Genomic DNA, 21,940 nt, shown 5'->3' with positions numbered 1-21,940 from the left:
GCCCTCGACGCGCAGGTCGACGCGGATCTCGGCTCGCGGCTGCGGCTCTCCCTGCCCGCCCCGTCCGACGCCGCGAAGGACCTCGCCGCCCGGCTGGAGGCGGACGGCTTCGGCCCGGCCTTTACGCCGACGATCGCCGCGCCCGAGGCCGCGCGCGGAGCGGCCTGACGTCGCGCGGGTTTCGGGACGCGGCGCGGGGCTTTATATGCAGGCGAACCCCACCCTCGTTCCGGAGCGCCGAACCGCCGTGGCCCAGCCGCTCGTCATCGATCTCTACGCCGATCCCGTCTGCCCCTGGTGCTGGCTCGGCAAGCGCCGGCTCGAGGCCGCGCTCGCCGCGCGCCCCGACGTGACGGCGACGCTTCGGGTGCGCCCGTTTCTGCTCGACCCTTCCGTGCCGCCGGAAGGTTTCGACCGCGCGGAGTATCTCGACGCCAAGTTCGAGGATCCCGAGCGCCTGCGCGCCGTGCACGACCAGCTCGCCGCCTTCGGGCGCGACGAGGGCATCGCCTTCCTGTTCCCCGAGATCGAGCGCTATCCGAGCACGGTCGACGCCCACCGCGCGCTGCTCTGGGCGGAGGACGAGGGGCCGCTGGCGCAAAGCGCGCTGCTGGAGCGGCTGTTCGAGGCCTATTTCACCGAAGGCGACGACATCTCCGACCCCGCCGTCATCGGCCGCGCGGCGGAGGAGGCCGGCCTCGACGCCGACACGATCCTCGAGCGGCTCGAGACCGACGATGACGTGGACACCATCCGCGACGCCGCCGAACGCGCCCGCGCCATCGGCGTCACCGGCGTGCCCTGCTTCATCTTCCAGGAGAAGCTGGTGGTGATGGGCGCCCACCCGCCGGAGGTGCTGGTCGAAGCCATCGACCGCGCGCTCGGCGACGAGGACGACGTGGAGGAGTGAGGGACGCGCCTCGCTTGAGGAGCCGCCCTTCCTTGTCCCGGCCTTGAGCCGGGACCCAGAGACGCCCCCTTCTCAGAACGAAGCTCCAACGCTGCGGCCCATTCGGGAAACCACAGCGGTTCTGGGTCCCGGCTCAAGGCCGGGACAAGAAAGGGGGGCGCGCGTGGCCGTGCGAACGCCGGCGCAAGAACGTCTTTTACAACGAAGCAAGTCGGCCCCCAGCTGCACACCCCTTGTCCCGGCCTTGAGCCGGGACCCAGAGACTCCCCCCTCCTAGAACGAAGCTCCGCCGCTGCGGCCCATTCTGGAGACCGCAGCGGTTCTGGGTCCCGGCTCAAGGCCGGGACAAGGAGGAAGACGCGCCTCTCCTTACGGGAACAGCGCCAGCTGGCCGAGGCCTTCGGTTTCGTCGAAGCCGGCGACGAGGTTCATGTTCTGCACCGCCTGCCCCGAGGCGCCCTTGATTAGGTTGTCGAGGGTGGAGAGCACGATCGCGCGGTCGGGACGGCGGTCGGCGACCACGCCGATCTGCACGCGGTTGGAGCCGCGCACATGGCGCGACTGGGGCGCGCGGCCGAAGGGCAGCACGGCGACGAAGGGCTCGCCGGCGTAAGCGTTGGCGAAGGTGGCGTGCAGATCTTCGGCGCTCGCGCCGCCCGCGAGCGTCACCGTGATGGTGGCGTAGATGCCCCGGTTCTGCGGCAGCAGCAGCGGCGTGAAGGTGGCGCGCGACGGCTTGCCCGCCGCCCGGTCGAACTCCTGATCGAGTTCGGCGGTGTGGCGATGGCGGCCGACGCCATAGGCGTGCGTTCCCTCGGACACCTCGGAGAACAGCATCTCCTCCTTGGCGGCGCGGCCGGCGCCGGACATGCCTGTGGCCGACACCACCACGATCCCGTCCGGATCGATCTGGCCGGCCCGCAGCAGCGGAACCAGCGGCAGGATGGAGGTGGTGGAATGGCAGCCGGGATTGGCCACCAGCCGGGCGGAGCGGATCGCCTCGCGGTTCAGCTCCACGAGGCCGAACACCGCCTCCTCCTGCAGCTTCAGCGCCTGATGCGGATGGCCGTACCATTCGGCGTAGGCCGCCGGATCCTGCAGCCGGAAGTCCGCCGACAGGTCCACCACCTTCAGCTCGGGCTTGCGCGCGAACAGGTCCGCGATCACCGTCTGGGTCGTGCCGTGAGGCAGCGCGCAGAACACCAGATCGATCGCGTCGAGATCGACCTCGGCGATGGTGACGAGCTTCGGCAGGTCCACGCCGTAGAACTGCGGAAACACGTCCGCCATGGACTGCCCGGCCTTGCGGTCGGCGGTCAGCGCCCGGAGCGTCACGCGCGGATGGCGCAGCAGCAGACGCACGAGCTCCGAGCCCGTGTAGCCGGAGGCGCCAAGAATCGCGACGTTGAGCGGGGCGGTCATCGTTCAGTCCTTCAAGTCGGTCGGGTGCGAAAGGTGATCCCTCGCGCGCGGAAAGCCTTAGCGCCTTCGCGATACGCTGTCCCGCGCGTCAGTTTCGTGACGGTGTGGCTATGAGGCCACCTGAAACCCGCATCGCGTAAGGACAAGGTCCTATCCGTCATGCCCGGCGAAGCCGGGTATCCGCGACTTTTCGTCGGACGCAGACGTCAACGCCCAGGTCGCGGACGCCCAATGACAAAGCTCGGGCATGACGGGACGATTGAGTCGACCTCAGATCTCCACCACCACGCGGCCGCGCACCTTGCCTTCGACGATGCTCGTCGCGGTGTCGACGATGTCGCCGAAGCCGATGGTGCGGGTCATGGCTTTCAGCTTCTCGGGGTCGAGGTCTTCGGACAGGCGGCGCCAGGCCTCGATGCGCAGCGGCTTCGGCACCGTGACGCTGTTGATGCCGAGCAGCGAAACGCCGCGCAGGATGAAGGGCGCGACCGAGGCCGGCAGATCCATGCCCGCGGCGAGGCCGCAGGCGGCGACGGCGCCGCCGGATTTGGTCTGGGCCAGCACGTTGGCGAGCGGCACCGAGCCGACGCTGTCGATCCCGCCCGCCCAGATCTCCTTCTGCAGCGGCTTGCCGGGGTGGCGCAGCTCCTCCCGCGGCAGGATGCGGGCGGCGCCGAGATCGCGCAGATAGACCGCCTCCTCCTCGCGCCCGGTGGAGGCGACCACCTCGTAGCCGAGCTTCGCCAGCAGCGCGACCGCGACCGAGCCCACGCCGCCGGCGGCGCCAGTGACGATGACCGGGCCGGAGGCCGGCAGCACGCCGTGCCGCTCCAGCGCCATCACGCAGAGCATGGCGGTGTAGCCAGCCGTGCCGACCGCCATGGATTCGGCGGGCGTCAGCCCTTCGGGCAGCGGCACCAGATACTCCGCCGGCACGCGCGCGATCTCGGCATAGCCGCCGAGATGGGTCTCGCCCACGCCCCAGCCGTTCAGCACCACCTTGTCGCCGGGGGCGAATTCGGCGCTGTCGGAGGCGATCACCTCGCCCGCGAAATCGATGCCCGGAATCATGGGGAACCGGCGCACCACCGGCGACTTTCCAGTGATGGCGAGGCCGTCCTTGTAGTTCACGGTGGAGTGCGACACCCGCACCGTCACGTCGCCGGGCATCAGGTCCGCCTCGTCGAAATCGACGGTCGAGACCGTCTGGCCCGCGTCGCCCTTGTCGATGCGCAGCGCCTTGAAGGTGGACATGAAAACTCCTTGTGCGGCGGTTCGGTCAGGTCAGGGTAGATAGAGGGGCGCCCCGGCTTCGTCACCCCGCGGCGCGCCGCGATCTCATTCGGCGGGCGCGACCCGCGCCACCGGGGTCTCTCGTATCGGCAGGTTCACCAGCCCCGACATGAGGCTGAGCGCGATCGCGATCCACCACACCACGTCGTAGCTGCCGTCGCGCTCGAACAGCAGGCCGCCCAGCCAGACGCCGAAGAACGAGCCCACCTGGTGGGAGAAGAACACGAAGCCGTAGAGCATGGTGAGGTAGCGCACGCCGAACAGCGTGGCGACGATGCCGGAGGTGGGCGGCACGGTGGAGAGCCACAGCAGCCCGATGCCCGCGCCGAACAGCAGCGAGGTCGTCGGCGTCACCGGCAGCAGCACGAAGGCGGCGATGAGCCCCGCGCGGGCGAAATAGATGGCGGAGAGCAGCAGGCGCTTCGGCATCCGCCCCATGAGCACGCCCGAGGCCAGCGAGCCGACGATGTTGGCGAGCCCGATCAGCGCCAGCGTCCAGCCGCCGATCGCCGCCGGCACCCCCTTGTCCAGCAGGAACGGCGGCAGATGGGCGGTGATGAAGGCGAGATGGAAGCCGCAGGTGAAGAAGCCCGCGATCAGCATCCAGTAGCTCGGCGTGGCGAAGGCCTCCTTAAGCGCGCCGCGCACGGTGTCGGGCCCGTCGGCGCGGGTCACGCCGGCGGCGTCGGAGCGCGGGGTGGCGAGCGCCAGCGAGAGCGGAATCACCAGCAGCATCAGGGCGGCGAAGACGAGCACGGTCGCCTCCCAGCCGTAGCCCCGCACCAGCGCGGAGGCGAAGGGCGAGAACACGAACTGCCCGAACGACCCCGCCGCCGTGCCGAGGCCGAAGCCGATGTTGCGCCATTCCGCCGGCAGCAGCTTGCCGAAGGCGCCCAGCACCAGCGAGAACGAGGCGCCCGCGAGCCCGAAGCCGATCAGCGCGCCGGCGCTGAGATGCATGGCGAGCGGCTCGGTGGAGAGCGGCATCAGCGCAAGACCCGCCGCATAGAGCAGCCCGCCCGCCATCAGCACCCGGGTCGCGCCGAACCGATCCGCGATCGCGCCCGCGAAGGGCTGGCCCACGCCCCACAGCAGGTTCTGGATCGCGAACGACATGGCGAACACGTCCCGACCCCAGCCGTGGGCGTCGGAGATCGGCGTCAGCAGCAGGCCCACCGCCGAACGCGGCCCGAAGGTCAGCGCCGCGATGGCGCAGCCGCACAGGATGACGATCAGGGGCGACCGGGCGGAGACGGACATGGCGGCGCCTCGGGGCGAGGATGGAAACGGAGCCGCACCCTACGCCGCCCGCGCCCGCCCGCCTCATGAAACTCGATGATGGAAACGATCGCAGCTGTTGATGACGCGGCGCGACGGCTTAAGCGCCGAGCCGGATCGGCCCAACACGCACATCGTCATGCCCGGCGAAGCCGGGTATCTACGACTTTGTCCCCGCCATGGCTCGCGGGCTTAAGTCGTGGATACCCGCGCTATGCGCGGGCATGACGTGAATGGATCAGGCTCATTCGTCGCCGAACGCTTACGCCTTCTTCAGGAACTCGGTGCGCAGCACGAGGCCCTTCATCTTGGGCGCGTTGCATTCGATCTCGGCCGGATCGCCGGTGAGGCGGATGCCCTTGATCAGGGTGCCGCGCTTCAGCACCGCGGACGTGCCCTTGACCTTGAGGTCCTTGATCACCGTCACCGAGTCGCCGTCCGCCAGAAGGGCGCCGTTGCTGTCCCGAACCTCATCCATGTCCAAACCCCGTGTCGCCGACGTTAAATAGCCAGCGCCTTCTCGAACACGGTGAGGCCCGTAAGGCAATCCTCCATCGCGCGGCGGGCGCGGGGACGCGGGCAATCGAGCGCCTTGGCGACGGTCTCCAGCCGGTGGTTCGGCAGGTCCTTCACCCGCGACTGGGCGAAGCGCATGGCGCAGACGGTCTCCGCCGGGGCGGTGAGGCCGGCGCGCTCCGCCTCCGCCAGCAGGAAGGCGTGGTCGAACGGAATGTTGTAGGCGACCAGCGGCGCCGGGCCCACGAAGGCGAAGAACCGCTCCAGCGCGTCCCGCGGCTCGGGCGCGTCCACGAAGGCGGCGTCGTCGAGGCCGGTCATGGCGCGGACGAAGGCGGGGATCGCCCGGTCCGGCTTCATCAGCGTCTGGAAGGTCGAAAGCTCGCCGCTGGCGCGATCGAACCGGAGCGCCGCGATCTCGATCACCCGGTCCCGCTTCGGCGTCAGCCCGGTGGTCTCGAGGTCGAAGAAGACATAGGGCGTCTCGCCGGCGGCGATGCGTTCCAGAGGCGTCGACATGTGATTCCGTCATTTCCGCGCGTCCGGAAAGGGTTAACACCCCCGGCCGCCGACCGCGCAACCGGAAACGCCGCGCCGGCCGCTTTTCCCCAAGCGCCGGCCATGGCATAGGCTCCACCCCATGTCGCACAACACCTTCGGCCACCTGTTCCGCGTCACCACCTTCGGCGAAAGCCACGGCCCCGCCATCGGCGCCGTGGTGGACGGCTGCCCGCCGCGCCTGACCTTCCGGCGCGACGACGTGCAGGCCGCGCTCGACCTGCGCCGCACGGGCCAGTCGCGCTTCACCACCCAGCGCCGCGAGCCGGACGAGGTGGAGATCCTGTCCGGGGTGATCGACGACGGCGCGGGCGGTCTCACCACCACCGGCACGCCGATCGGTCTGCTGATCCGCAACGTGGACCAGCGCTCCAAGGACTACGCCAACATCGCCCAGAGCTACCGGCCGGGCCACGCCGACATCGCCTACGACCTGAAATACGGTTTGCGCGACCATCGCGGCGGCGGCCGCTCCTCCGCGCGCGAGACCGCCATGCGCGTCGCGGCCGGCGCGATCGCGCGGCTCGTGGTGCCGGACGTGGTCATCCGCGGCGCGCTGGTGGCCATGGGCGAGATCGAGATCGACCGCTCCCGCTGGGACTGGGACGAGGTGGGGCGCAACCCGTTCTTCTGCCCCGACCCGGTCGCGGCGAAGGAGATGGAGGCCTATCTGGACGGGATCCGCAAGGCGGGCTCCTCCATCGGCGCTGTGATCGAGGTGGTGGCCGAGAACGTGCCCGCGGGGCTCGGCGCGCCGATCTACGGCAAGCTCGACGGCGACCTCGCCGCCGCGCTCATGAGCATCAACGCGGTGAAGGGCGTGGAGATCGGCGCGGGTTTCGCCGCCGCGCGTCTGACCGGCGAGGAGAACGCCGACGAGATCCGCGCGGGCGCGGACGGTCGTCCGGAGTTCCTGTCCAACAAGGCCGGCGGCGTGCTCGGGGGCATCTCCACCGGTCAGCCGGTGGTGGCGCGCTTCGCGGTGAAGCCGACCTCGTCAATCCTCACGCCCCGCCGTTCCATCGACACGACCGGCGCTGAGGTGGACGTCTCCACCAAGGGCCGCCACGACCCCTGCGTCGGCATCCGCGCCGTGCCGGTGGGCGAGGCCATGATGGCCTGCGTGCTCGCCGACCACGCCCTGCGCCACCGCGGCCAGAACGGCTGAGGGGGGTTCTCTCGCGTTCCTGTCCGGGCGCCCGAGAACCCGCCGCGACCTGATGCGGCTCCCTCCATCGTCATGCCCGCGCCTTCGCGCGGGCATCCACGACTGCCTGCTCGCCGACGCTTGACGCGTGAAGTCGTGGATGCCCGAGACGAGCTCGGGCATGACGGGACATATCCGCTGGCGTCGGCGCCCGCGAACGGCTCCGAAACCCGACGCTCAGCCCTTCGCCAGCCGGTCGAACGCCATCAGGCGCTTGAGCAGGTCGGGCAGCTCCTTCAGCAGCGCCATGTTGGGGCCGTCGGAGGGGGCTCGGCGTGGGTCGGTCCTACCCGTCATGCCCGCGCCTTCGCGCGGGTATCCATGACTTCCTGTACCCGCGAGTGGCCTAAAGTCGTGGATGCCCGAGACGAGCTCGGGCATGACGGGAATGTCGGCGCCCGAACGGCTCCGAAATCCGACGCTCAGCCCTTCGCCAGCCGGTCGAACGCCATCAGGCGCTTGAGCAGGTCGGGCAGCTCCTTCAGCGGCACCATGTTGGGGCCGTCGGAGGGGGCGTGGTCCGGGTCCGGATGGGTCTCGATGAACACGCCCGCGACGCCGACCGCCACCGCCGCCCGCGCCAGCACGGGGACGAACTCGCGCTGCCCGCCGGACGACGTGCCCTGCCCGCCCGGCTGCTGCACCGAATGGGTGGCGTCGAAGATCACCGGCGCGCCGGTCTTCGCCATCTCCGGCAGGGCGCGCATGTCGGTGACCAGCGTGTTGTAGCCGAAGGACGCGCCGCGCTCGGTCAGCAGCACGTTCGGATTGCCGGCGCCGGTGAGCTTGGCCACCACATTCTTCATGTCCCAGGGGGCGAGGAACTGGCCCTTCTTCACGTTCACCACCCGGCCCGTGGCGGCCGCCGCCAGCAGCAGGTCGGTCTGGCGGCACAGGAACGCCGGAATCTGCAGCACGTCCACCGCCTCGGCCACCGGCGCGCACTGGTGGGCGTCGTGCACGTCGGTCAGCGTCGGCAGGCCGAGGCTATCGCGGATTTCGGCGAACACCGGCAGCGCGGCCTTCAGCCCCATGCCGCGCTGGGCGGTGGCGCTGGTGCGGTTCGCCTTGTCGAACGAGGTCTTGTAGACGAGCCCGATCCCGAGCGTCACCGTGATCTCCTTCAGGGCGGAGGCCACCTCCAGCGCATGGGCGCGACTTTCCATCTGGCAGGGGCCTGCGATCAGCGCCAGCGGCAGATCGTTGCCGAAACGGACGGAGCCGACGCCGACGACGGCGGCGGGGCGGGCCTCAAGCGGTGCGTTCATGATCGGTCTTCCACACGTGCGGGCCATGCCCGGCGCACGGCGGGACGTCCGCGACGAAGACGGACGTGACGCCGAGCAGGATCGGCCGCTGGCTTAGCAGTCCGGCGCTCAGGCTTCCAGCAGCAGCGTCAGACCGGTGAGGCGCTCGGGCGGGACGCGGGCGGCGACGGGGGCCTTCAGCCGCAGCGCCGCGATCCGCAGTTCGGGCCGCGCTTCGACCGCGACGCCCGTGCGGCGGAGGACGGCGTCGGGCGTCAGCACCTCGATCTCGCCGCGCGGCGTCTCGAAGGCGAGGCCGGACGAGGTGGCGCGAAAGGCGTCGATGCCGGTGAAGGCGCGCAGGAACACGTGATGATCGGACGGGTTCTCCGCCGTCAGGATCACGCCCGCCACCGCGCTCGCGCCGTTCGGATGGTCCTGCGCCGCGGCGTTCCAGAAGTTCTCAGGCCGCTTCTGCTCGCAGGCGAAGAAACAGAGGTCCGGCGAGGCGGCGTCCACCGCAAAGGCGAGCTCGAACGCCACATCGACGGCCGCGCCGTCCGCCCCGACGCCGCTGCGCTCGAAGAAGAACGGCGCGAAGTCGCCGACGCCCGCGCGTGCGAACAGGCCGGCGTCCGCGGCAGCGTTCCGGCTTTCGAGCACGAGGCCGGATGGCCCCTCGCCCGCGCGCGCCAGCCGGTCGCGCTGGAACGCGTCGAAGGAAAAGAAGCGCGGGCCGTGCTCCGAGACGAGCGCCGGATCGGCGATCGTCAGCAGCTCCACGAAGAAGCCTGGAAACTGGACGATCCGGTTCTTGGTGCCGAAGGGATGGCGGTTCTCGCGCCCGACCTGAAAGCCGAGCGCGCCCCACGCCTGCGCCGCCGCGTTGAGATCGCGAACCAGAACGACGATGTGATCGAGGCCGCGCGGCGACGCCACGCCGTCAGATCCCGAGCTTGCGCTTCAGGATGTCGTTCACCGCCTGCGGGTTGGCCTTGCCGCCGGAGGCCTTCATCACCTGCCCCACGAACCAGCCGATCAGCGTGGGCTTGGCTCGGGCCTGCTCCACCTTGTCGGGATTGGCGGCGATGACCTCGTCGCAGACCTTCTCGATCGCGCCGGTGTCGGTGACCTGTTTCAGGCTGCGGCTCTCCACCAGTTCGCGCGGGTCGCCGCCCTCGGTCCAGAGGATTTCGAACAGGTCCTTGGCGATCTTGCCGGAAATGACGTTCTCCGAAATCAGGCCGATCAGTCCGCCGAGCTGCGCGGCGGAGACCGGGCTGCGCTCGATGCCGAGGCCTTCCTTGTTCAGCCGGCCGAACAGCTCGTTGATGGTCCAGTTGGCGGCGAGCTTGGCGTCGCCGGCGGCCGCCACCGCCTCGAAGAAGTCCGCGCTTTCTCGCTCCAGCGTCAGCACCATGGCGTCGTAAGGGGTCACGCCGTACTGGCTGATGAAGCGCGCCTTCTTGGTGTCCGGCAGCTCGGGCAGCGCGGCTTTCAGCTCGTCCACCTCGGTCTGCGCGACGGTCAGCGGCAGCAGGTCCGGATCGGGGAAGTAGCGGTAGTCGTGCGCCTCTTCCTTGGACCGCATGGCGCGGGTTTCGCCCTTGTTCGGGTCGAATAGGCGGGTCTCCTGATCGACCGCGCCGCCGTCCTCGATGATCCCGATCTGGCGCCGCGCCTCCACCTCGATCGCCTGACCGATGAAGCGGATGGAGTTGACGTTTTTGATCTCGCAGCGGGTGCCCAGCGGCTCGCCGGGGCGGCGCACGGAGACGTTCACGTCGGCGCGCAGGTTGCCCTTGTCCATGTCGCCGTCGCAGGCGCCGATGTAGCGCAGGATGGTGCGCAGCTTGGTGACATAGGCCTTGGCCTCGTCGGAGGAGCGCATGTCGGGCTTCGACACGATCTCCATCAGCGCCACGCCCGAGCGGTTCAGGTCCACATAGGACGAGACGGGATCGAGGTCGTGGATCGACTTGCCGGCGTCCTGCTCGAGATGAATGCGCTCGACGCCGACCGTGATGGCCTCCCCCTCGCCCATGTCCACCGTGACCTCGCCCTCGCCCACGATCGGGCTCTTGAACTGGGAGATCTGGTAGCCCTGCGGCAGGTCCGGATAGAAATAGTTCTTCCGGTCGAAGGTCGAGGTCAGGTTGATGGCGGCGTTGATCGCGAGGCCCGACCGGATGGCCTGCCGCACGCATTCCCGGTTCAGCACCGGCAGCATGCCAGGCATGGCGGCGTCCACCAGGCTCACATGGCTGTTGGGGCTGGCGCCGAAGCCGGTGGAGGCGCCGGAGAACAGCTTGGCCTCGGAGGTCACCTGCGCGTGAATCTCCATGCCGATCACCACTTCCCAGTCGCCGGTGGCGCCGGAAATGAGCCTGGAGCTTGCGGGAAGGCGGGAGGGAGCGTTCATCGGTACGGCGCGGCCTTGGACGATCGGGAGGGGAGTCGTTCAGCCACGTTCCTAGACCTATGTTAACGTGGGTGACAACTGCTAGCTTGGATGACAACTCCTTGTCCGCGCTCGAGAGGAGGCGCGCCATGAACGTTCGCCACGCTCCTGCGATCGACCACCACGCCGCCGAGCTTCAGCCCGGCATGGCCGTGCCGGTGGAGGCGTTTCTCGCCTGGCTCGACACGCAGGATGGCAAGCACGAATACGACAGGGGAACTGTGGGCATGATGGTGCGCGTGACGGCGAACCACGCCAAGCTCGTCTGGAAATTCGTCGTCGGACTGACGGCCCGCCTCGACGTCGATCGGTATCAGGTGTTCTCTGAATCCTTCGGCGTACGCACGGGCGGCAGCATCCGCTTTCCGGACATCCTGGTGCAGGCCCCCGAACCGGACGGAAGCGCGCTGGAGTCGAAGACGCCGCTCGTGATCGTCGAGGTGCTGTCGCCCTCCACCGCCTACACAGACCATGTGGTGAAGCGGGACGAGTATCTCGCCCTGTTCTCGCTGCAGGCCGATGTGGTGGCGGAGGCCAATGCGCCGAAGCTCACGCTGTGGGCGCGCGGGGCGGATGGGGAGTTCCCGCTCGCGCCGGTCGAGATCGAAGGACTGGACGCGACGCTGCCGCTGGACGGCCTCGGCGTCGAGCTGCCGCTGGCGGAGCTTTATCGCGGCGTGAGCGGCCCGAACGGCGGGTGAGCCCGCCGCCTTGCGGGCGCGTCACATGCCGCGTTGAGAGAACGAAATCGGCTGGCTGAAGCTTTTCTGCGCGCAGGGGTAGCCCGCCGGCATGGCGGGAAACCAGTCGGACGCCCGCCGGACGATCTTCACCGCCTCCCGATCGAAGGACGCGCTTCCCGACGTTTTGGCGACCTCGGCGCGCAGCAGCTTGCCGGTTCGGTCGAGCGTGAAGCGCACGACCGTGCGCCCCCGGCCCCGGATCAGGTACGCGCCGCCCGGCGGGCGCATGTGCATCATGATCATACCGACGATCGTGCGGTGATACTTTTCGATGTCCCGCCAGCTCGGCTCCGGGACGCCGCCGGTGTTCACGACATCGCCGCTGCATTTCGCCCAGCTTGGTCCGGCCGCCGTAGCGGGCGACGCCAGCAGCGACAGTCTGGCGATGCCGAGCGCGAGACAGCGAACAAGATGCATGGGCAAGCCTTGGAAAGCGGGAATCGCTGCGGCGCTCCGACGATCGGCCCGCCCCTGATCGCCGCACTCTGGCGCACGGACGGCGCCGACGCCAGCGCGATGAAATCGCCCGCTGCAACCCGCAGGCTCAGCCCCGCGCCCGCTCCATCAGCCGGCGCTCATGGGCGATGAACTCGGTCATCATCGCCCGCCACAGCCGATCGGCGAGATCGGGGTCGAGGCCATGCGCGGCGGCCAGCTCGCGGGCGTTCTCCGCCACCTGCTCCACTCGCCAGGGCACCAGCGCGATCTCGGGATCGTTCTTGATGCGCGCGGCCTCCGCGATGCAATGGGCGCGGGCGGCCATCAGCGGCATCAGCTCCGCGTCCAGCGCGTCGATCGCGGCGCGCACCTCGTCCATGGAGGCGTAGACGGGACGCGCGGGCGCGCTCACCACCAGCGCTCGGGCCGGAAGCCGCCGCCGGCCGCGTCCTCGATCACCGAGGCGGCGGAGAACAGCGTCTCCTCGTCGAATGGGCGGCCGATGAGCTGCAGCGCCAGCGGCAGCCCTTCCGCCGATTTGCCGGCGGGCACGGAGAGGCCCGGCAGGCCGGCCATATTCACCGTCACCGTGAACACGTCGTTGAGATACATCTCCACCGGCGAGGCGTCCGCCTTCTCGCCGAGCCCGAAGGCGGCGGAGGGCGTGGCGGGGGTGAGGATCGCGTCCACGCCGTTGGCGAAGGCGGTCTCGAAGTCGCGCTTGATCAGCGTCCGCACCTTCTGGGCGCGCACATAATAGGCGTCGTAATAGCCGGCGGAGAGCACATAGGCGCCGATCATGATGCGGCGGCGCACCTCCGGGCCGAAGCCGGCGGCGCGGGTGTTTTCGTAAAGCTCCACGATGTCGCGGCCCGGCACGCGGGCGCCGTAGCGTACGCCGTCGTAGCGGGCGAGGTTCGAGGACGCCTCCGCCGGCGCCACGATGTAATAGGCCGGCAGGGCATACTTGGTGTGCGGCAGCGACACCTCGACCACCTCGGCGCCGGCCGCGCGCAGCCAGGCCGCGCCCTGCTCCCACAGCGCCTCGATCTCGGACGGCATGCCGTCGACGCGGTACTCCTTCGGCAGGCCGATCCGCAAGCCCTTCACCGAACGGCCCACGGCGGCCTCGAAGTCCGGCACCTCCCGGTCGGAGGAGGTGCTGTCGCGAGGATCGTGCCCGGCCATGGCGCCGAGCAGGATGGCGGCGTCGCGCACGTCGCGGGCGATCGGCCCCGCCTGATCGAGCGACGAGGCGTAGGCCACGATGCCCCAGCGCGAGCAGCGGCCGTAGGTGGGCTTGATGCCGACCGTGCCGGTGAAGGCCGCTGGCTGGCGGATCGAACCGCCGGTGTCGGTGGCGGTGGCGCCGAGGCAGAGCGCACCCGCGACCGCAGCCGACGAGCCGCCCGACGAGCCGCCCGATGTCAGCTTCACGCCCGATCCGGCGCGCCGCCACGGGTTGACCGAGGGTCCGAAGCGCGAGGTCTCGTTGGACGAGCCCATGGCGAACTCGTCGTTGTTCAACTTGCCCAGCATCACCGCGCCTGCGTCGCGCATCTTGCGCGTGACGAAGGACTCGTAGGGCGGCGTGAACTCGCCGAGAATGTTGGAGCAGGCGGTGGTGCGCACGCCCTCGGTGCAGAACAGGTCCTTCACGCCGAGCGGCAGGCCCTCCAGCGCGCCGGCCTCGCCCTTCGCGATGCGGGCGTCGGACTCGGCGGCGCGGGCGAGCGCGATCTCCGGCGTCTCCAGCACATAGGCGTTCAGCGCCCGGCCGGCCTCCATGGCGGAGAGATAGGCGCCCGTCAGCTCGGTGGCGGAAAAGTCCTTCGCCGCCAGCTTCTTGCGGGCTTCGGCGAATGTGAAATCGAAAAGATCGGACATCGGCAACCTGAATGAGCGGCGGATCAGCGGGCGGCGGCGATCACTCGACGACCTTGGGCACGACGAAGAAGTCGCCTTCCCGCGCCGGGGCGTTTCGAAGCACCTCTTCGGCGTTCTCACCGTCGGTCACCACGTCCTCGCGCAGGCGCAGACGCATGGGCGCGACGCTGGTCATGGGCTCCACGCCGTCCACGTCGAGTTCCTTCAGCTCCTCCACGAAGGCGAGGATAGCGTCGAGCTCGCCCTTCAGCTTCGGAACCTCGTGGTCCTCCACCTTGATGCGTGCAAGCTTGGCGACGCGGCGGACGGTGGTTTCGTCGACGGACATCTCGATCCTTCAGAACGCGCGGCGATATCAGTCAATATTGATTGACGGTGCGCTCTAGCATGGGCCGTTCAAGGGCGACAAGAACTCACCAGCCCTCGACCGGCGTGGTCGCGGCCTTGCGGGCGCGCTTGTCGAACAGGCAGGCCACGCGCTCGGGCGTTCCCTTCCTGCGGCCGGAGGCGACGCGGCCGTCCAGCACCAGCGCCGAATGCGCCTCGAACTCGGCCGCGGTCCCGCGCGGCGTGGCCTTCGCGAGGCGCGACGCCCCGGCGCAGGCCTTCGCCACCTCGGCGGCGTGGGCCTTCCACGCGTCCGGCGAGGCCGCCTGCGCGGCGCCTGCTCCGAACGCGACCAGCGTGGCGAGAACGAGCGCGCCGAGCGCCCTCACCCCTCGACCTCGAACGCCTCGCCGATCTTGGGCACCTTCACGGTGGTGCCGCGCACGCTGTCCATCAGCTCGACGAAGCGGTCGGCGCTCTGGTCGAGGATCGGCATGGTGGCGTAATGGCACGGCACCACGAGGTCGAAATCGAAGAAGTGGCGGCAGGCGTAGGCGGCCGTCTTGGCGCCCATGGTGAAGCGATCGCCGATCGGCACGAAGCCGACGGTCGGAGCGTAAAGCTCGTTGATCAGCTTCATGTCGCCGAAAATGCCGGTGTCGCCCATGGCGTAGACCACCGGCTCGTCCTCGCCGTCGGGGGTCACGATCAGGCCGTGGGGATCGCCGAGGTCGTGGGAGACGCCGTTCTCGTCGATATGCGCCGACGAGTGGAAGGCCTGCGTCATGGTCACGCGGAAGCCCTCAAGCGAGATGGAGCCGCCGGTGTTCATGGGCTCCAGCGCCTTCACGCCTTTGGAGCCGACCCACATGGCGAGGTCGAAATCGGCCACCACCGTGGCGCCGGTCTCGGTCGCGATGGCGACGGTGTCGCCCACATGGTCGAAATGGCCGTGGGTGAGCAGGATGTGCGTCACGCCCTTCACGGCCGCCGCCTTGTCGCCCTTGAACTGGCCGTTGTCGAGGAACGGGTCGATCAGCACGACCTTTGAGCCGAAATCGAGCCGGAAGGCGGAATGGCCGAACCAGGTGATGCGCATGGGGGCGTCGTCCTTGTGCGGTGTGATCGGGCGCCACGAGTCGGGGGCGGAGAATAGGAGCAGCGCGCGAGAGAACAAGCGCGGAAACGGTCTTCCGACCATGGCGCGGGCGTAAAGCGGGTGCTACGGACACGCCATGTCATCGATTTTCGACGATTTTCACGCCTTTGTGGCCGCCCTGCCCAATCGTGGCGCGCTGATCGGTCTCGACCTCGGGACCAAGACGCTCGGCGTCGCCGTCAGCGATCCGGGCTGGATGATCGCCTCTCCCGTCGAAACCATCATGCGCAAGAAGTTCACGCCGGACGTGGACCGGCTGCTGCAGATCTCCGACAGCCGCAAGGCGGTGGGCCTCGTGCTCGGCCTGCCGGTGAACATGGACGGCACCGAAGGCCCCCGCTGCCAGTCCACCCGCGCCTTCGCCCGCAGCCTTTCGGGGCGGACGCCGCTGCCGATCGCGTTCTGGGACGAGCGGCTCTCCACAGCCGCGGTCGAGCGGATGCTGATCTCCTTCGACGCCACCCGCAAGCGCAGGGCCGAAGTGGTGGACAAGCTCGCCGCCGCCTACATCCTCCAAGGCGCGATCGACCGGATGAGCGCGCTGTGGCGCGACGGCCAGCCGCCGTTCTGACGCGAAAACGGCCCGGCGGGGGGCCGGGCCGTTCAGACAGACGGGATGCGCTCAGCAGGGCCGGTAGGTGATCACCTTGACCGGGTAGCCGTAGGCGTCATGACGCCACGAGGTGAACCGGCACTCGCCGCCATAGCCGTAATAGACCGGCGCGGGGCGCGCCTCGCTGGCGAGGACCGCGCCGGTGGCGAGGCCGAGCGCGCCGAGCGCCGCCGCGCCGCCCCAGCCGGGGCCGCGATGATACCCGTGATAGTAGCCGGGCCCGCCCCAGCGGGGCCCGCCCCAATGCGGGCCGCCCCATCCCGGATGGGCGTAGCCGCCGGGGCCATGGCGGAAGGGCTCCGCGCTGGCGGGAGCCGCGGCGAGGCCGGCGACGCCAAGCGCGCAGACGGCCGCGGCAAGTGTGGTGCGAAGAGACGACATCGAACTGTCCTCATTCAAGGAAAGTCCGCCGAAAGCATACGGACTGCGCCGCCCCGTTATGGGAAGCCTCTTCGGTGGGCTCAGCCAATAAACGCGAAACCCGCCCCCGAATTCAGCCTGTCAGAGCAGCCATGCGTTTTCGGAAAACCGCCGGCGAAGTGGCCTCCCGCGCATCTGCTCAGGCCTTAGTTTCGAGCAGACGCGCCTTGAGGCCCTTGGGGTAAAGCTCCGGGCCGCCCTCGCGGTCGAGGTCGTCCAGCGCGAACCATCGGGCGACGCCGGCTGCGCCGTCGTCCTCGTAAAAGACGATATCGTCCTGACCGTCGAAAGCGCCCTTCGGAAACGCCACCTCGAACAGGACCAGATACTCGTGGCCGACCGCGCCCTCGTGGACATAGATGTTCTCGACGTGAACGGGCTCGCCCACGACGCTCACGTCGATCCCCAGTTCCTCGCGGAATTCACGGATGACCGCGGCGCGCGCGGTCTCGCCGAACTCGACCGAACCGCCGAGCGGCCGCACGCCCTTCACCCGTCCGGCGTCGTCCGGAACTTCGGCCGCCAGCAGCCGCCCGTCGCGCCAGTGCAAGCCGAGCGCTTTCACGCGGATGCGGGACGGGGGTCGCCAGACGGTCATGGCGTTTGGAATAGAGCATGCCGGCCGACCGCGCGACGGCGGTCGTGAAATAAGAAAAAACGCGCCGCCCGAAGGCGACGCGTTCGTCGTGTCATTCCGGACGGCGTCAGCCGTCAGCAGGGCCGGTAGCGGACCGTGGTGTAGCGGCGGCCGTAATAGTCGCGCCGGGTCTTGATGACCTTGCACTCCGACCCGTAATAGGCGCGGCGATAGTAGCCGTCGCCGCGATAGGGCCGGTAATAGCCGCCCGAATAGTAAGGCCGGTCGTAGGAGTTGTAGCTGTTTCCGGCGATGATCGCACCCGCGGCGAGACCAAGCGCTCCAGCGGCGAGATAGCCGCCACGGTCGCGGTGCCGGCGATAGCCGTAATGGCGACCGCCGTAATAGCCGCCGCTGTAGTAGCCGCGCCCGCCACGCCAGTGCCGGCCGCCGCCGTAGTGGCGACCACCACCCCAATGGCGTCCGCCGCCGCCCCAGCTCCGACCGCCGCCGCGCCAATGGCCGCCGCGGTGATCCACGGTCTGGATCTGGCTCATGGGAACGCCGGCGACGGTCGCCGGCGCGCGGGTGGCGGGAGCGGCCTCGGCGGGCAGCGCCCCGAAGGTCATGCCGAGCGCGCAGGCGCCTGCAAGCAGAGCGTTTCGAACCGACGTCATGAGAGTGTGCCTCCTGTCGAGCTTTTGTCCCGCCCTCATCGACCGCCCGCCTGACGCAGGCGAAACAGCGGCCGCGTTCATAACGCGCGAACCAAGGAGTTGGTTTCACGCCAACGTCATTGTTTTCGACGCAGGCGTGAGGCTCGCGCCGCCGTGATCCAGCGACGGACGAAAACGCAAAAGGCCCACGCAAGGCGCGCGGGCTTCCTGGTCGTCTATCGGATGTCGCGGTTCGACGCCGGACGCGCGTTTAGACAGCCCGCGCCGTCAGCAGGGGCGGTAGGTCACCACGCGCACCGGCTCGCCCCAGCGGTCCTCGCCCCAGCGCACCACCTTGCAGCGGTTGTAGTAGCGCGGACGCTCCACATAGACGCGGCGGGGCGCGTAATAGTCGTCCTCGTACGAATAGCGGTCGCGGTTGGCGGAGCCGGCGATCAGGGCGCCGGCCGCAAGCCCGAGCACGCCCGCCGCGGCGTAGCCGGCGGCGCGGTCGCCGCGATGACGGTGGCGATAGCCGCCGCCGTAATAGCGCCGGTCGCGCCAGTCCACGGTCTGCACCTGCGAGGTGCGCGCCTGCTCGACGGCGGCGGCCGAACCGACCCACCCCGCCTGCGCCGGAGCGACTGCGCCGAGAGCGACGCCCAGAATGCCGGCGACGGCCAGCGTCCGCTTCACAAACGAGCCCATTCCATCTCTCCTTCCGCGCCGGCTCCGCGGCCTCGACGATCCGCGGTTTCCCTCGCGCGGCGCGCGCCTTGGTCCCTCGCCGCGGAAGGTACTCCTTTCACGCCTGTCCGCAAGAGCGGGCGGCCGCGCCGGCCTCAGCCTTCCGTCCATGGGGACAGACGGCGCGGGGCGCTTGCCGCGCGCGGGCGCGAAAGGCTATGAGACCGATCTTGATGGCCGATCAAGCGCACCCCCACCCGCCGTTCCCGCACCGTCACCTGCTCGGCGTCGCCGGCCTGTCTCCGGGGGACATCCGCGGGCTGCTCGCCGCCGCCGAAGACGCGGTCTCGCTCAGCCGGCAGGTGGAGAAGAAAAGCGCCACCCTGCGCGGCCGCACCCAGATCAACCTGTTCTTCGAGAACTCAACGCGCACCCAGTCGTCGTTCGAGATCGCGGGCAAGCGCCTCGGCGCCGACGTGATGAACATGGCGGTCGGCAACTCGTCGATCAAAAAGGGCGAGACCCTGCTCGACACCGCCGCCACCCTGAACGCCATGCGGCCGGACATCATCGTGGTGCGGCACCACGCGGCGGGCGCGGTGGCGCTGCTGGCGCAGAAGGTGGACTGCTCGGTGGTGAACGCCGGCGACGGCGCCCACGAGCACCCGACGCAGGCCCTGCTGGACGCGCTCACCATCACCCGCGCCAAGGGCCGGATCGAGGGCCTCGAGGTCGCGATCTGCGGCGACGTGCTGCACAGCCGCGTCGCCCGCTCCAACATTCTGCTTTTGAACGCGCTCGGCGCGCGGGTGCGGGTCATCGCCCCCTCCACCCTGCTGCCGGCGGATGTGGAGCGGCTCGGCGTCACCGTGTTCCGCGACATGCGCAAGGGGCTCGACGGCGCCGACGTGGTGATGATGCTCCGGCTGCAACTCGAGCGGATGAACGGCTCCTTCGTGCCATCCGTGAAGGAGTACTTCAAGCATTTCGGCCTGGACGACGCCAAGCTCGCCTACGCCCGGCCCGACGCGGTGGTGATGCATCCCGGCCCCATGAACCGGGGCGTTGAGATCGCCTCCGACGTGGCGGACGGCCCGCGCTCCCTCATCCGCGACCAGGTGGAGATGGGCGTCGCCGTGCGCATGGCCGTGCTCGAGGCGCTTGGCCGCCGCCTGCCCAACGCCGCGTGACGCCATGCTGAACCACGCCCCCCGCCCGCTCCAGTTCCTCAACGCCCGCCTGGTCTGCCCCGCCAGCGGCCGCGACGAGATCGGCTCGCTGCTGATCGACAACGGCGTCATCGCCGAAGTCGGGTCGGACGTGCGCCCCGCCGCGCGCGCCGAACAGGTGGACTGCCGGGGCCATGTGCTGGCGCCGGGCCTGATCGACCTCGGCGCCTTCGTGGGCGAACCCGGCGCCGAGCACCGCGAGACGCTGGCGACCGCAAGCCGCGCCGCGGCTGCGGGCGGCGTCACCACCATCGTGGCGCGACCCGACACCACCCCGCCGGTGGACGCGCCGGAGATCGTCGACTACCTCACCCGCCGCGCCCGCGACACGGCGAGCGTGCGCATCCACACGCTCGCGGCCCTCACCAAAGGCCTCGAAGGCCGGGAGATGACCGAGGTCGGCCTGCTGCTGGAAGCGGGCGCCGTGGCGTTTTCGGACGGCCCCCGGTCGGTGGCGAGCGCCCGCGTCATGCGCCGGGCCATGACCTATGCGCGGGATTTCGACGCGCTGATCTGCCACCATGTGGAGGACGCCGAGCTCGCCGCCGGCGGCGCCATGAACGAGGGCGAGCTCGCGAGCCGGCTCGGCCTGCCGGGGCGTCCTTGCGCGGCGGAAGCGCTGGTGCTGGAGCGCGACGTGCGCCTCGTGGCGCTGACCGGCGCGCGCTACCACGCCAACCTCGTCACCTGCGCCGACAGCGTGGCGATCGTGGCCGGCGCCAAGCGGCGCGGCCTGCCCGTCACCTGCGGCGTCTCCGCGGCGCATCTGACGCTGAACGAGAACGACGTCGGCGAGTACCGCACCTTCTTCAAGCTCGCCCCGCCGCTGCGCCGAGAGGACGACCGCCGCGCGCTGGTGGAGGCCCTGGCCGACGGTGTGATCGACGTGGTGTGCTCGGGCCACGACCCGCAGGACGTGGAGACCAAGCGCCGCCCCTTCGCGGAAGCCGACGACGGCGCCATCGGCGTGGAGACCATGCTCTCCGCCGGGCTGCGGCTGGTGCATGCGGGCGACGTGTCGCTGCGGCGACTGCTGCACGCCATGTCCACCCGGCCGGCGGAGCTTCTGGGCCTGCCCGGCGGCGCGCTGAAGGTCGGCGCGCCGGCGGATCTGGCGCTGATCGACCTCGACGCGCCCTTCGTGCTGGACGCGGCGGCGCTGAAGTCGAAATCCAAGAATACCCCGTTCGATCAGGCGCGGCTTCAGGGGCGCGTGCTGCGCACGGTCGTTGCCGGACACACCGTCTATCCTTACGCTTGACGCGACCGCCGCCGGCCGCCTGACGCTTCGGACCTTCATGACGGACATCACCCTCCCCGCCCTGGGCGCCTCGATCGCGCTCGGCTACCTCGCTGGCTCGATCCCCTTCGGGGTGCTCGTCACGAAAATCGCCGGCGCGGGCGACCTGCGCTCCATCGGCTCCGGCAACATCGGCGCGACCAACGTGCTGCGCACGGGCCGCAAGGACCTCGCGGCCGCGACCCTGATCGGCGACATGCTGAAGGCGACCGTCGCGGCGCTCGTCGCCTCGGCGCTGTTCGGCCCGGCGGGCGGCCTCGCCGCCGGGGCCGCGGCCTTCGTCGGCCATGTGTTCCCGGTGTGGCTCGGCTTCCGGGGCGGCAAGGGGGTCGCCACCTATCTCGGCGCCCTACTCGGCGTCGCCTGGCCGATCGCGCTCCTGTTCGCCGCCGTGTGGCTGGCGACGGCGAAGCTCACCCGCTACTCCTCCGCCTCGGCGCTGGCGGCCAGCCTCGCCGCGCCGGTCGCGCTGGCGCTGACCGCCGGCTGGGGGACCGCCGCGGTGTTCGCCGCACTGACGGCCGGGCTCTGGTTTTTCCACCGCGAGAACATCGCCCGTCTGCTCGCCGGCCGGGAAAGCCGGATCGGCGACAAGGGCACGCCCTCGCCCAGTCACGAGGGGTGAGCCGGCCATGCCGCGTCTCTCGCCCGAACAGCGCGTCGCGTGGCTGCGCCTCATCCGCTCCGAGAACGTCGGCCCCCGCACCTTCCGCGATCTGGTGAACCATTTCGGCGGGGCGCAGGCCGCGCTGGACGCCGTTCCCGATCTCGCTCGCCGCGGCGGCCGCGCCATCCGCGTCGCCTCCGTGGCGGAGGCCGAGGACGAACTGGCCGCCTGCGAACGGCGCGGCGCGCGCGTCGTGGCGCTGGGGGAGCCGGACTATCCCGCGCTGCTCGCGTCCATCGAGGGCGCGCCGCCGCTGATCACCATCGCCGGCGCGGCCGAGGCGCTGAACCGCCCGACGGTCGGGATCGTCGGCGCGCGCAACGCCTCCTCCTCCGGGCGCACCTT

At 70.1% G+C, this 21,940-nt stretch carries 26 protein-coding genes; 8 read left to right on the top strand and 18 right to left on the bottom strand.

Features of this window, described 5'->3' with window-relative positions:
* The first annotated feature begins 247 nt into the window (after positions 1-247).
* The gene (locus ACFQ4O_RS06490; protein ID WP_378774856.1) at positions 248-910 is read left to right on the top strand and encodes a DsbA family oxidoreductase; all 663 of its coding nucleotides are present in this window, start codon (positions 248-250) and stop codon (positions 908-910) included.
* Positions 911-1,279: 369 nt separating this feature from the next.
* Here ACFQ4O_RS06490 and argC read toward each other — a convergent pair whose 3' ends face one another.
* The 5 genes from argC to ACFQ4O_RS06465 form a co-directional block, all read right to left on the bottom strand.
* Entirely contained in the window at positions 1,280-2,332 is a 1,053-nt protein-coding gene (gene argC / locus ACFQ4O_RS06485; RefSeq protein WP_378774855.1) for an N-acetyl-gamma-glutamyl-phosphate reductase, read from the bottom strand.
* A 270-nt stretch (positions 2,333-2,602) separates the two neighbouring features.
* Positions 2,603-3,586, bottom strand: coding sequence for an acrylyl-CoA reductase (NADPH) (acuI, locus tag ACFQ4O_RS06480; RefSeq protein ID WP_378774854.1), 984 nt, complete (start codon positions 3,584-3,586; stop codon positions 2,603-2,605).
* Between the two features lie 84 nt (positions 3,587-3,670).
* A complete protein-coding gene (locus ACFQ4O_RS06475; RefSeq protein ID WP_378774853.1) occupies positions 3,671-4,885 on the bottom strand; it encodes an MFS transporter in 1,215 nt (404 codons plus the stop codon).
* 280 nt (positions 4,886-5,165) lie between these two features.
* Positions 5,166-5,381, bottom strand: a complete 216-nt coding sequence (locus tag ACFQ4O_RS06470; protein ID WP_271203704.1) for an alkylphosphonate utilization protein — start codon at positions 5,379-5,381, stop codon at positions 5,166-5,168.
* Between the two features lie 23 nt (positions 5,382-5,404).
* A complete protein-coding gene (locus ACFQ4O_RS06465) occupies positions 5,405-5,938 on the bottom strand; it encodes a 3'-5' exonuclease (protein ID WP_378774852.1) in 534 nt (177 codons plus the stop codon).
* A gap of 121 nt (positions 5,939-6,059) precedes the next feature.
* On the opposite strand from ACFQ4O_RS06465, the gene aroC reads away from it, so the two are divergent.
* On the top strand, positions 6,060-7,145 hold the full coding sequence (gene aroC / locus ACFQ4O_RS06460) for a chorismate synthase (RefSeq protein ID WP_378774851.1): 1,086 nt from the start codon (positions 6,060-6,062) through the stop codon (positions 7,143-7,145).
* A gap of 461 nt (positions 7,146-7,606) precedes the next feature.
* On the opposite strand, the gene kdsA is transcribed toward aroC, so the two are convergent.
* The 3 genes from kdsA to gatB form a co-directional block, all read right to left on the bottom strand.
* The gene (gene kdsA / locus ACFQ4O_RS06455; RefSeq protein WP_378774850.1) at positions 7,607-8,452 is read right to left on the bottom strand and encodes a 3-deoxy-8-phosphooctulonate synthase; all 846 of its coding nucleotides are present in this window, start codon (positions 8,450-8,452) and stop codon (positions 7,607-7,609) included.
* A 108-nt stretch (positions 8,453-8,560) separates the two neighbouring features.
* A complete protein-coding gene (locus ACFQ4O_RS06450) occupies positions 8,561-9,370 on the bottom strand; it encodes a VOC family protein (protein ID WP_378774849.1) in 810 nt (269 codons plus the stop codon).
* 4 nt (positions 9,371-9,374) lie between these two features.
* A complete protein-coding gene (gene gatB / locus ACFQ4O_RS06445) occupies positions 9,375-10,853 on the bottom strand; it encodes an Asp-tRNA(Asn)/Glu-tRNA(Gln) amidotransferase subunit GatB (RefSeq protein ID WP_378774848.1) in 1,479 nt (492 codons plus the stop codon).
* Positions 10,854-10,981: 128 nt separating this feature from the next.
* Here gatB and ACFQ4O_RS06440 point away from each other — a divergent pair, with 128 nt between their 5' ends.
* Positions 10,982-11,593 carry a Uma2 family endonuclease gene (locus ACFQ4O_RS06440; protein WP_378774847.1) on the top strand — a complete coding sequence of 204 codons (612 nt, stop codon included), beginning with the start codon at positions 10,982-10,984 and terminating at the stop codon, positions 11,591-11,593.
* Positions 11,594-11,614: 21 nt separating this feature from the next.
* On the opposite strand, the gene ACFQ4O_RS06435 is transcribed toward ACFQ4O_RS06440, so the two are convergent.
* The 6 genes from ACFQ4O_RS06435 to ACFQ4O_RS06410 all read right to left on the bottom strand — a co-directional run bounded on the left by ACFQ4O_RS06435 (position 11,615) and on the right by ACFQ4O_RS06410 (position 15,386).
* Entirely contained in the window at positions 11,615-12,052 is a 438-nt protein-coding gene (locus tag ACFQ4O_RS06435; RefSeq protein ID WP_378774858.1) for an energy transducer TonB, read from the bottom strand.
* A 127-nt stretch (positions 12,053-12,179) separates the two neighbouring features.
* Positions 12,180-12,485, bottom strand: coding sequence for a chorismate mutase (locus ACFQ4O_RS06430; protein ID WP_378774846.1), 306 nt, complete (start codon positions 12,483-12,485; stop codon positions 12,180-12,182).
* Complete coding sequence (gatA, locus tag ACFQ4O_RS06425; RefSeq protein WP_378774845.1) at positions 12,482-13,960, bottom strand: Asp-tRNA(Asn)/Glu-tRNA(Gln) amidotransferase subunit GatA; 1,479 nt, start codon at positions 13,958-13,960, stop codon at positions 12,482-12,484. The genes ACFQ4O_RS06430 and gatA overlap by 4 nt, the downstream gene beginning before the upstream one ends.
* 40 nt (positions 13,961-14,000) lie before the next feature.
* Positions 14,001-14,288, bottom strand: a complete 288-nt coding sequence (gatC, locus tag ACFQ4O_RS06420) for an Asp-tRNA(Asn)/Glu-tRNA(Gln) amidotransferase subunit GatC (protein WP_378774844.1) — start codon at positions 14,286-14,288, stop codon at positions 14,001-14,003.
* An 85-nt stretch (positions 14,289-14,373) separates the two neighbouring features.
* The gene (locus ACFQ4O_RS06415; RefSeq protein ID WP_378774843.1) at positions 14,374-14,676 is read right to left on the bottom strand and encodes a hypothetical protein; all 303 of its coding nucleotides are present in this window, start codon (positions 14,674-14,676) and stop codon (positions 14,374-14,376) included.
* The gene (locus tag ACFQ4O_RS06410; RefSeq protein WP_378774842.1) at positions 14,673-15,386 is read right to left on the bottom strand and encodes a metal-dependent hydrolase; all 714 of its coding nucleotides are present in this window, start codon (positions 15,384-15,386) and stop codon (positions 14,673-14,675) included. Before ACFQ4O_RS06410 ends, ACFQ4O_RS06415 begins: the two co-directional genes overlap by 4 nt.
* A gap of 136 nt (positions 15,387-15,522) precedes the next feature.
* Here ACFQ4O_RS06410 and ruvX point away from each other — a divergent pair, with 136 nt between their 5' ends.
* A complete protein-coding gene (gene ruvX, locus ACFQ4O_RS06405) occupies positions 15,523-16,017 on the top strand; it encodes a Holliday junction resolvase RuvX (RefSeq protein WP_378774841.1) in 495 nt (164 codons plus the stop codon).
* Between the two features lie 51 nt (positions 16,018-16,068).
* Here ruvX and ACFQ4O_RS06400 read toward each other — a convergent pair whose 3' ends face one another.
* The 4 genes from ACFQ4O_RS06400 to ACFQ4O_RS06385 form a co-directional block, all read right to left on the bottom strand.
* Positions 16,069-16,440 (bottom strand): hypothetical protein, encoded by a 372-nt coding sequence (locus ACFQ4O_RS06400; RefSeq protein WP_378774840.1) that lies wholly within the window; start codon positions 16,438-16,440, stop codon positions 16,069-16,071.
* A gap of 178 nt (positions 16,441-16,618) precedes the next feature.
* The gene (locus ACFQ4O_RS06395; protein ID WP_378774839.1) at positions 16,619-17,077 is read right to left on the bottom strand and encodes an NUDIX hydrolase; all 459 of its coding nucleotides are present in this window, start codon (positions 17,075-17,077) and stop codon (positions 16,619-16,621) included.
* 113 nt (positions 17,078-17,190) lie between these two features.
* Entirely contained in the window at positions 17,191-17,733 is a 543-nt protein-coding gene (locus ACFQ4O_RS06390) for a hypothetical protein (RefSeq protein ID WP_378774838.1), read from the bottom strand.
* 267 nt (positions 17,734-18,000) lie between these two features.
* Complete coding sequence (locus tag ACFQ4O_RS06385) at positions 18,001-18,420, bottom strand: hypothetical protein (RefSeq protein ID WP_378774837.1); 420 nt, start codon at positions 18,418-18,420, stop codon at positions 18,001-18,003.
* Positions 18,421-18,632: 212 nt separating this feature from the next.
* Between ACFQ4O_RS06385 and ACFQ4O_RS06380 the strand changes: the two genes are divergently transcribed.
* From ACFQ4O_RS06380 to ACFQ4O_RS06365, 4 genes are all read left to right on the top strand, one after another.
* Complete coding sequence (locus tag ACFQ4O_RS06380) at positions 18,633-19,589, top strand: aspartate carbamoyltransferase catalytic subunit (protein ID WP_378774836.1); 957 nt, start codon at positions 18,633-18,635, stop codon at positions 19,587-19,589.
* A 4-nt stretch (positions 19,590-19,593) separates the two neighbouring features.
* On the top strand, positions 19,594-20,889 hold the full coding sequence (locus ACFQ4O_RS06375; RefSeq protein WP_378774835.1) for a dihydroorotase: 1,296 nt from the start codon (positions 19,594-19,596) through the stop codon (positions 20,887-20,889).
* Positions 20,890-20,926: 37 nt separating this feature from the next.
* Positions 20,927-21,553: a glycerol-3-phosphate 1-O-acyltransferase PlsY gene (gene plsY / locus ACFQ4O_RS06370; RefSeq protein WP_378774834.1), complete on the top strand. Its 627-nt coding sequence runs from the start codon at positions 20,927-20,929 to the stop codon at positions 21,551-21,553.
* 7 nt (positions 21,554-21,560) lie between these two features.
* Positions 21,561-21,940, top strand: a 380-nt coding sequence (locus tag ACFQ4O_RS06365; protein WP_378774833.1) for a DNA-processing protein DprA, incomplete at its 3' end; no start/stop codon positions are given.

The organism is Methylopila musalis (assembly GCF_042679725.1).
Lineage (GTDB): Bacteria > Pseudomonadota > Alphaproteobacteria > Rhizobiales > Methylopilaceae > Methylopila > Methylopila musalis.
Note: the sequence above shows the minus strand (reverse complement) of the source record. Positions and strands in the feature narration are given on the sequence as shown.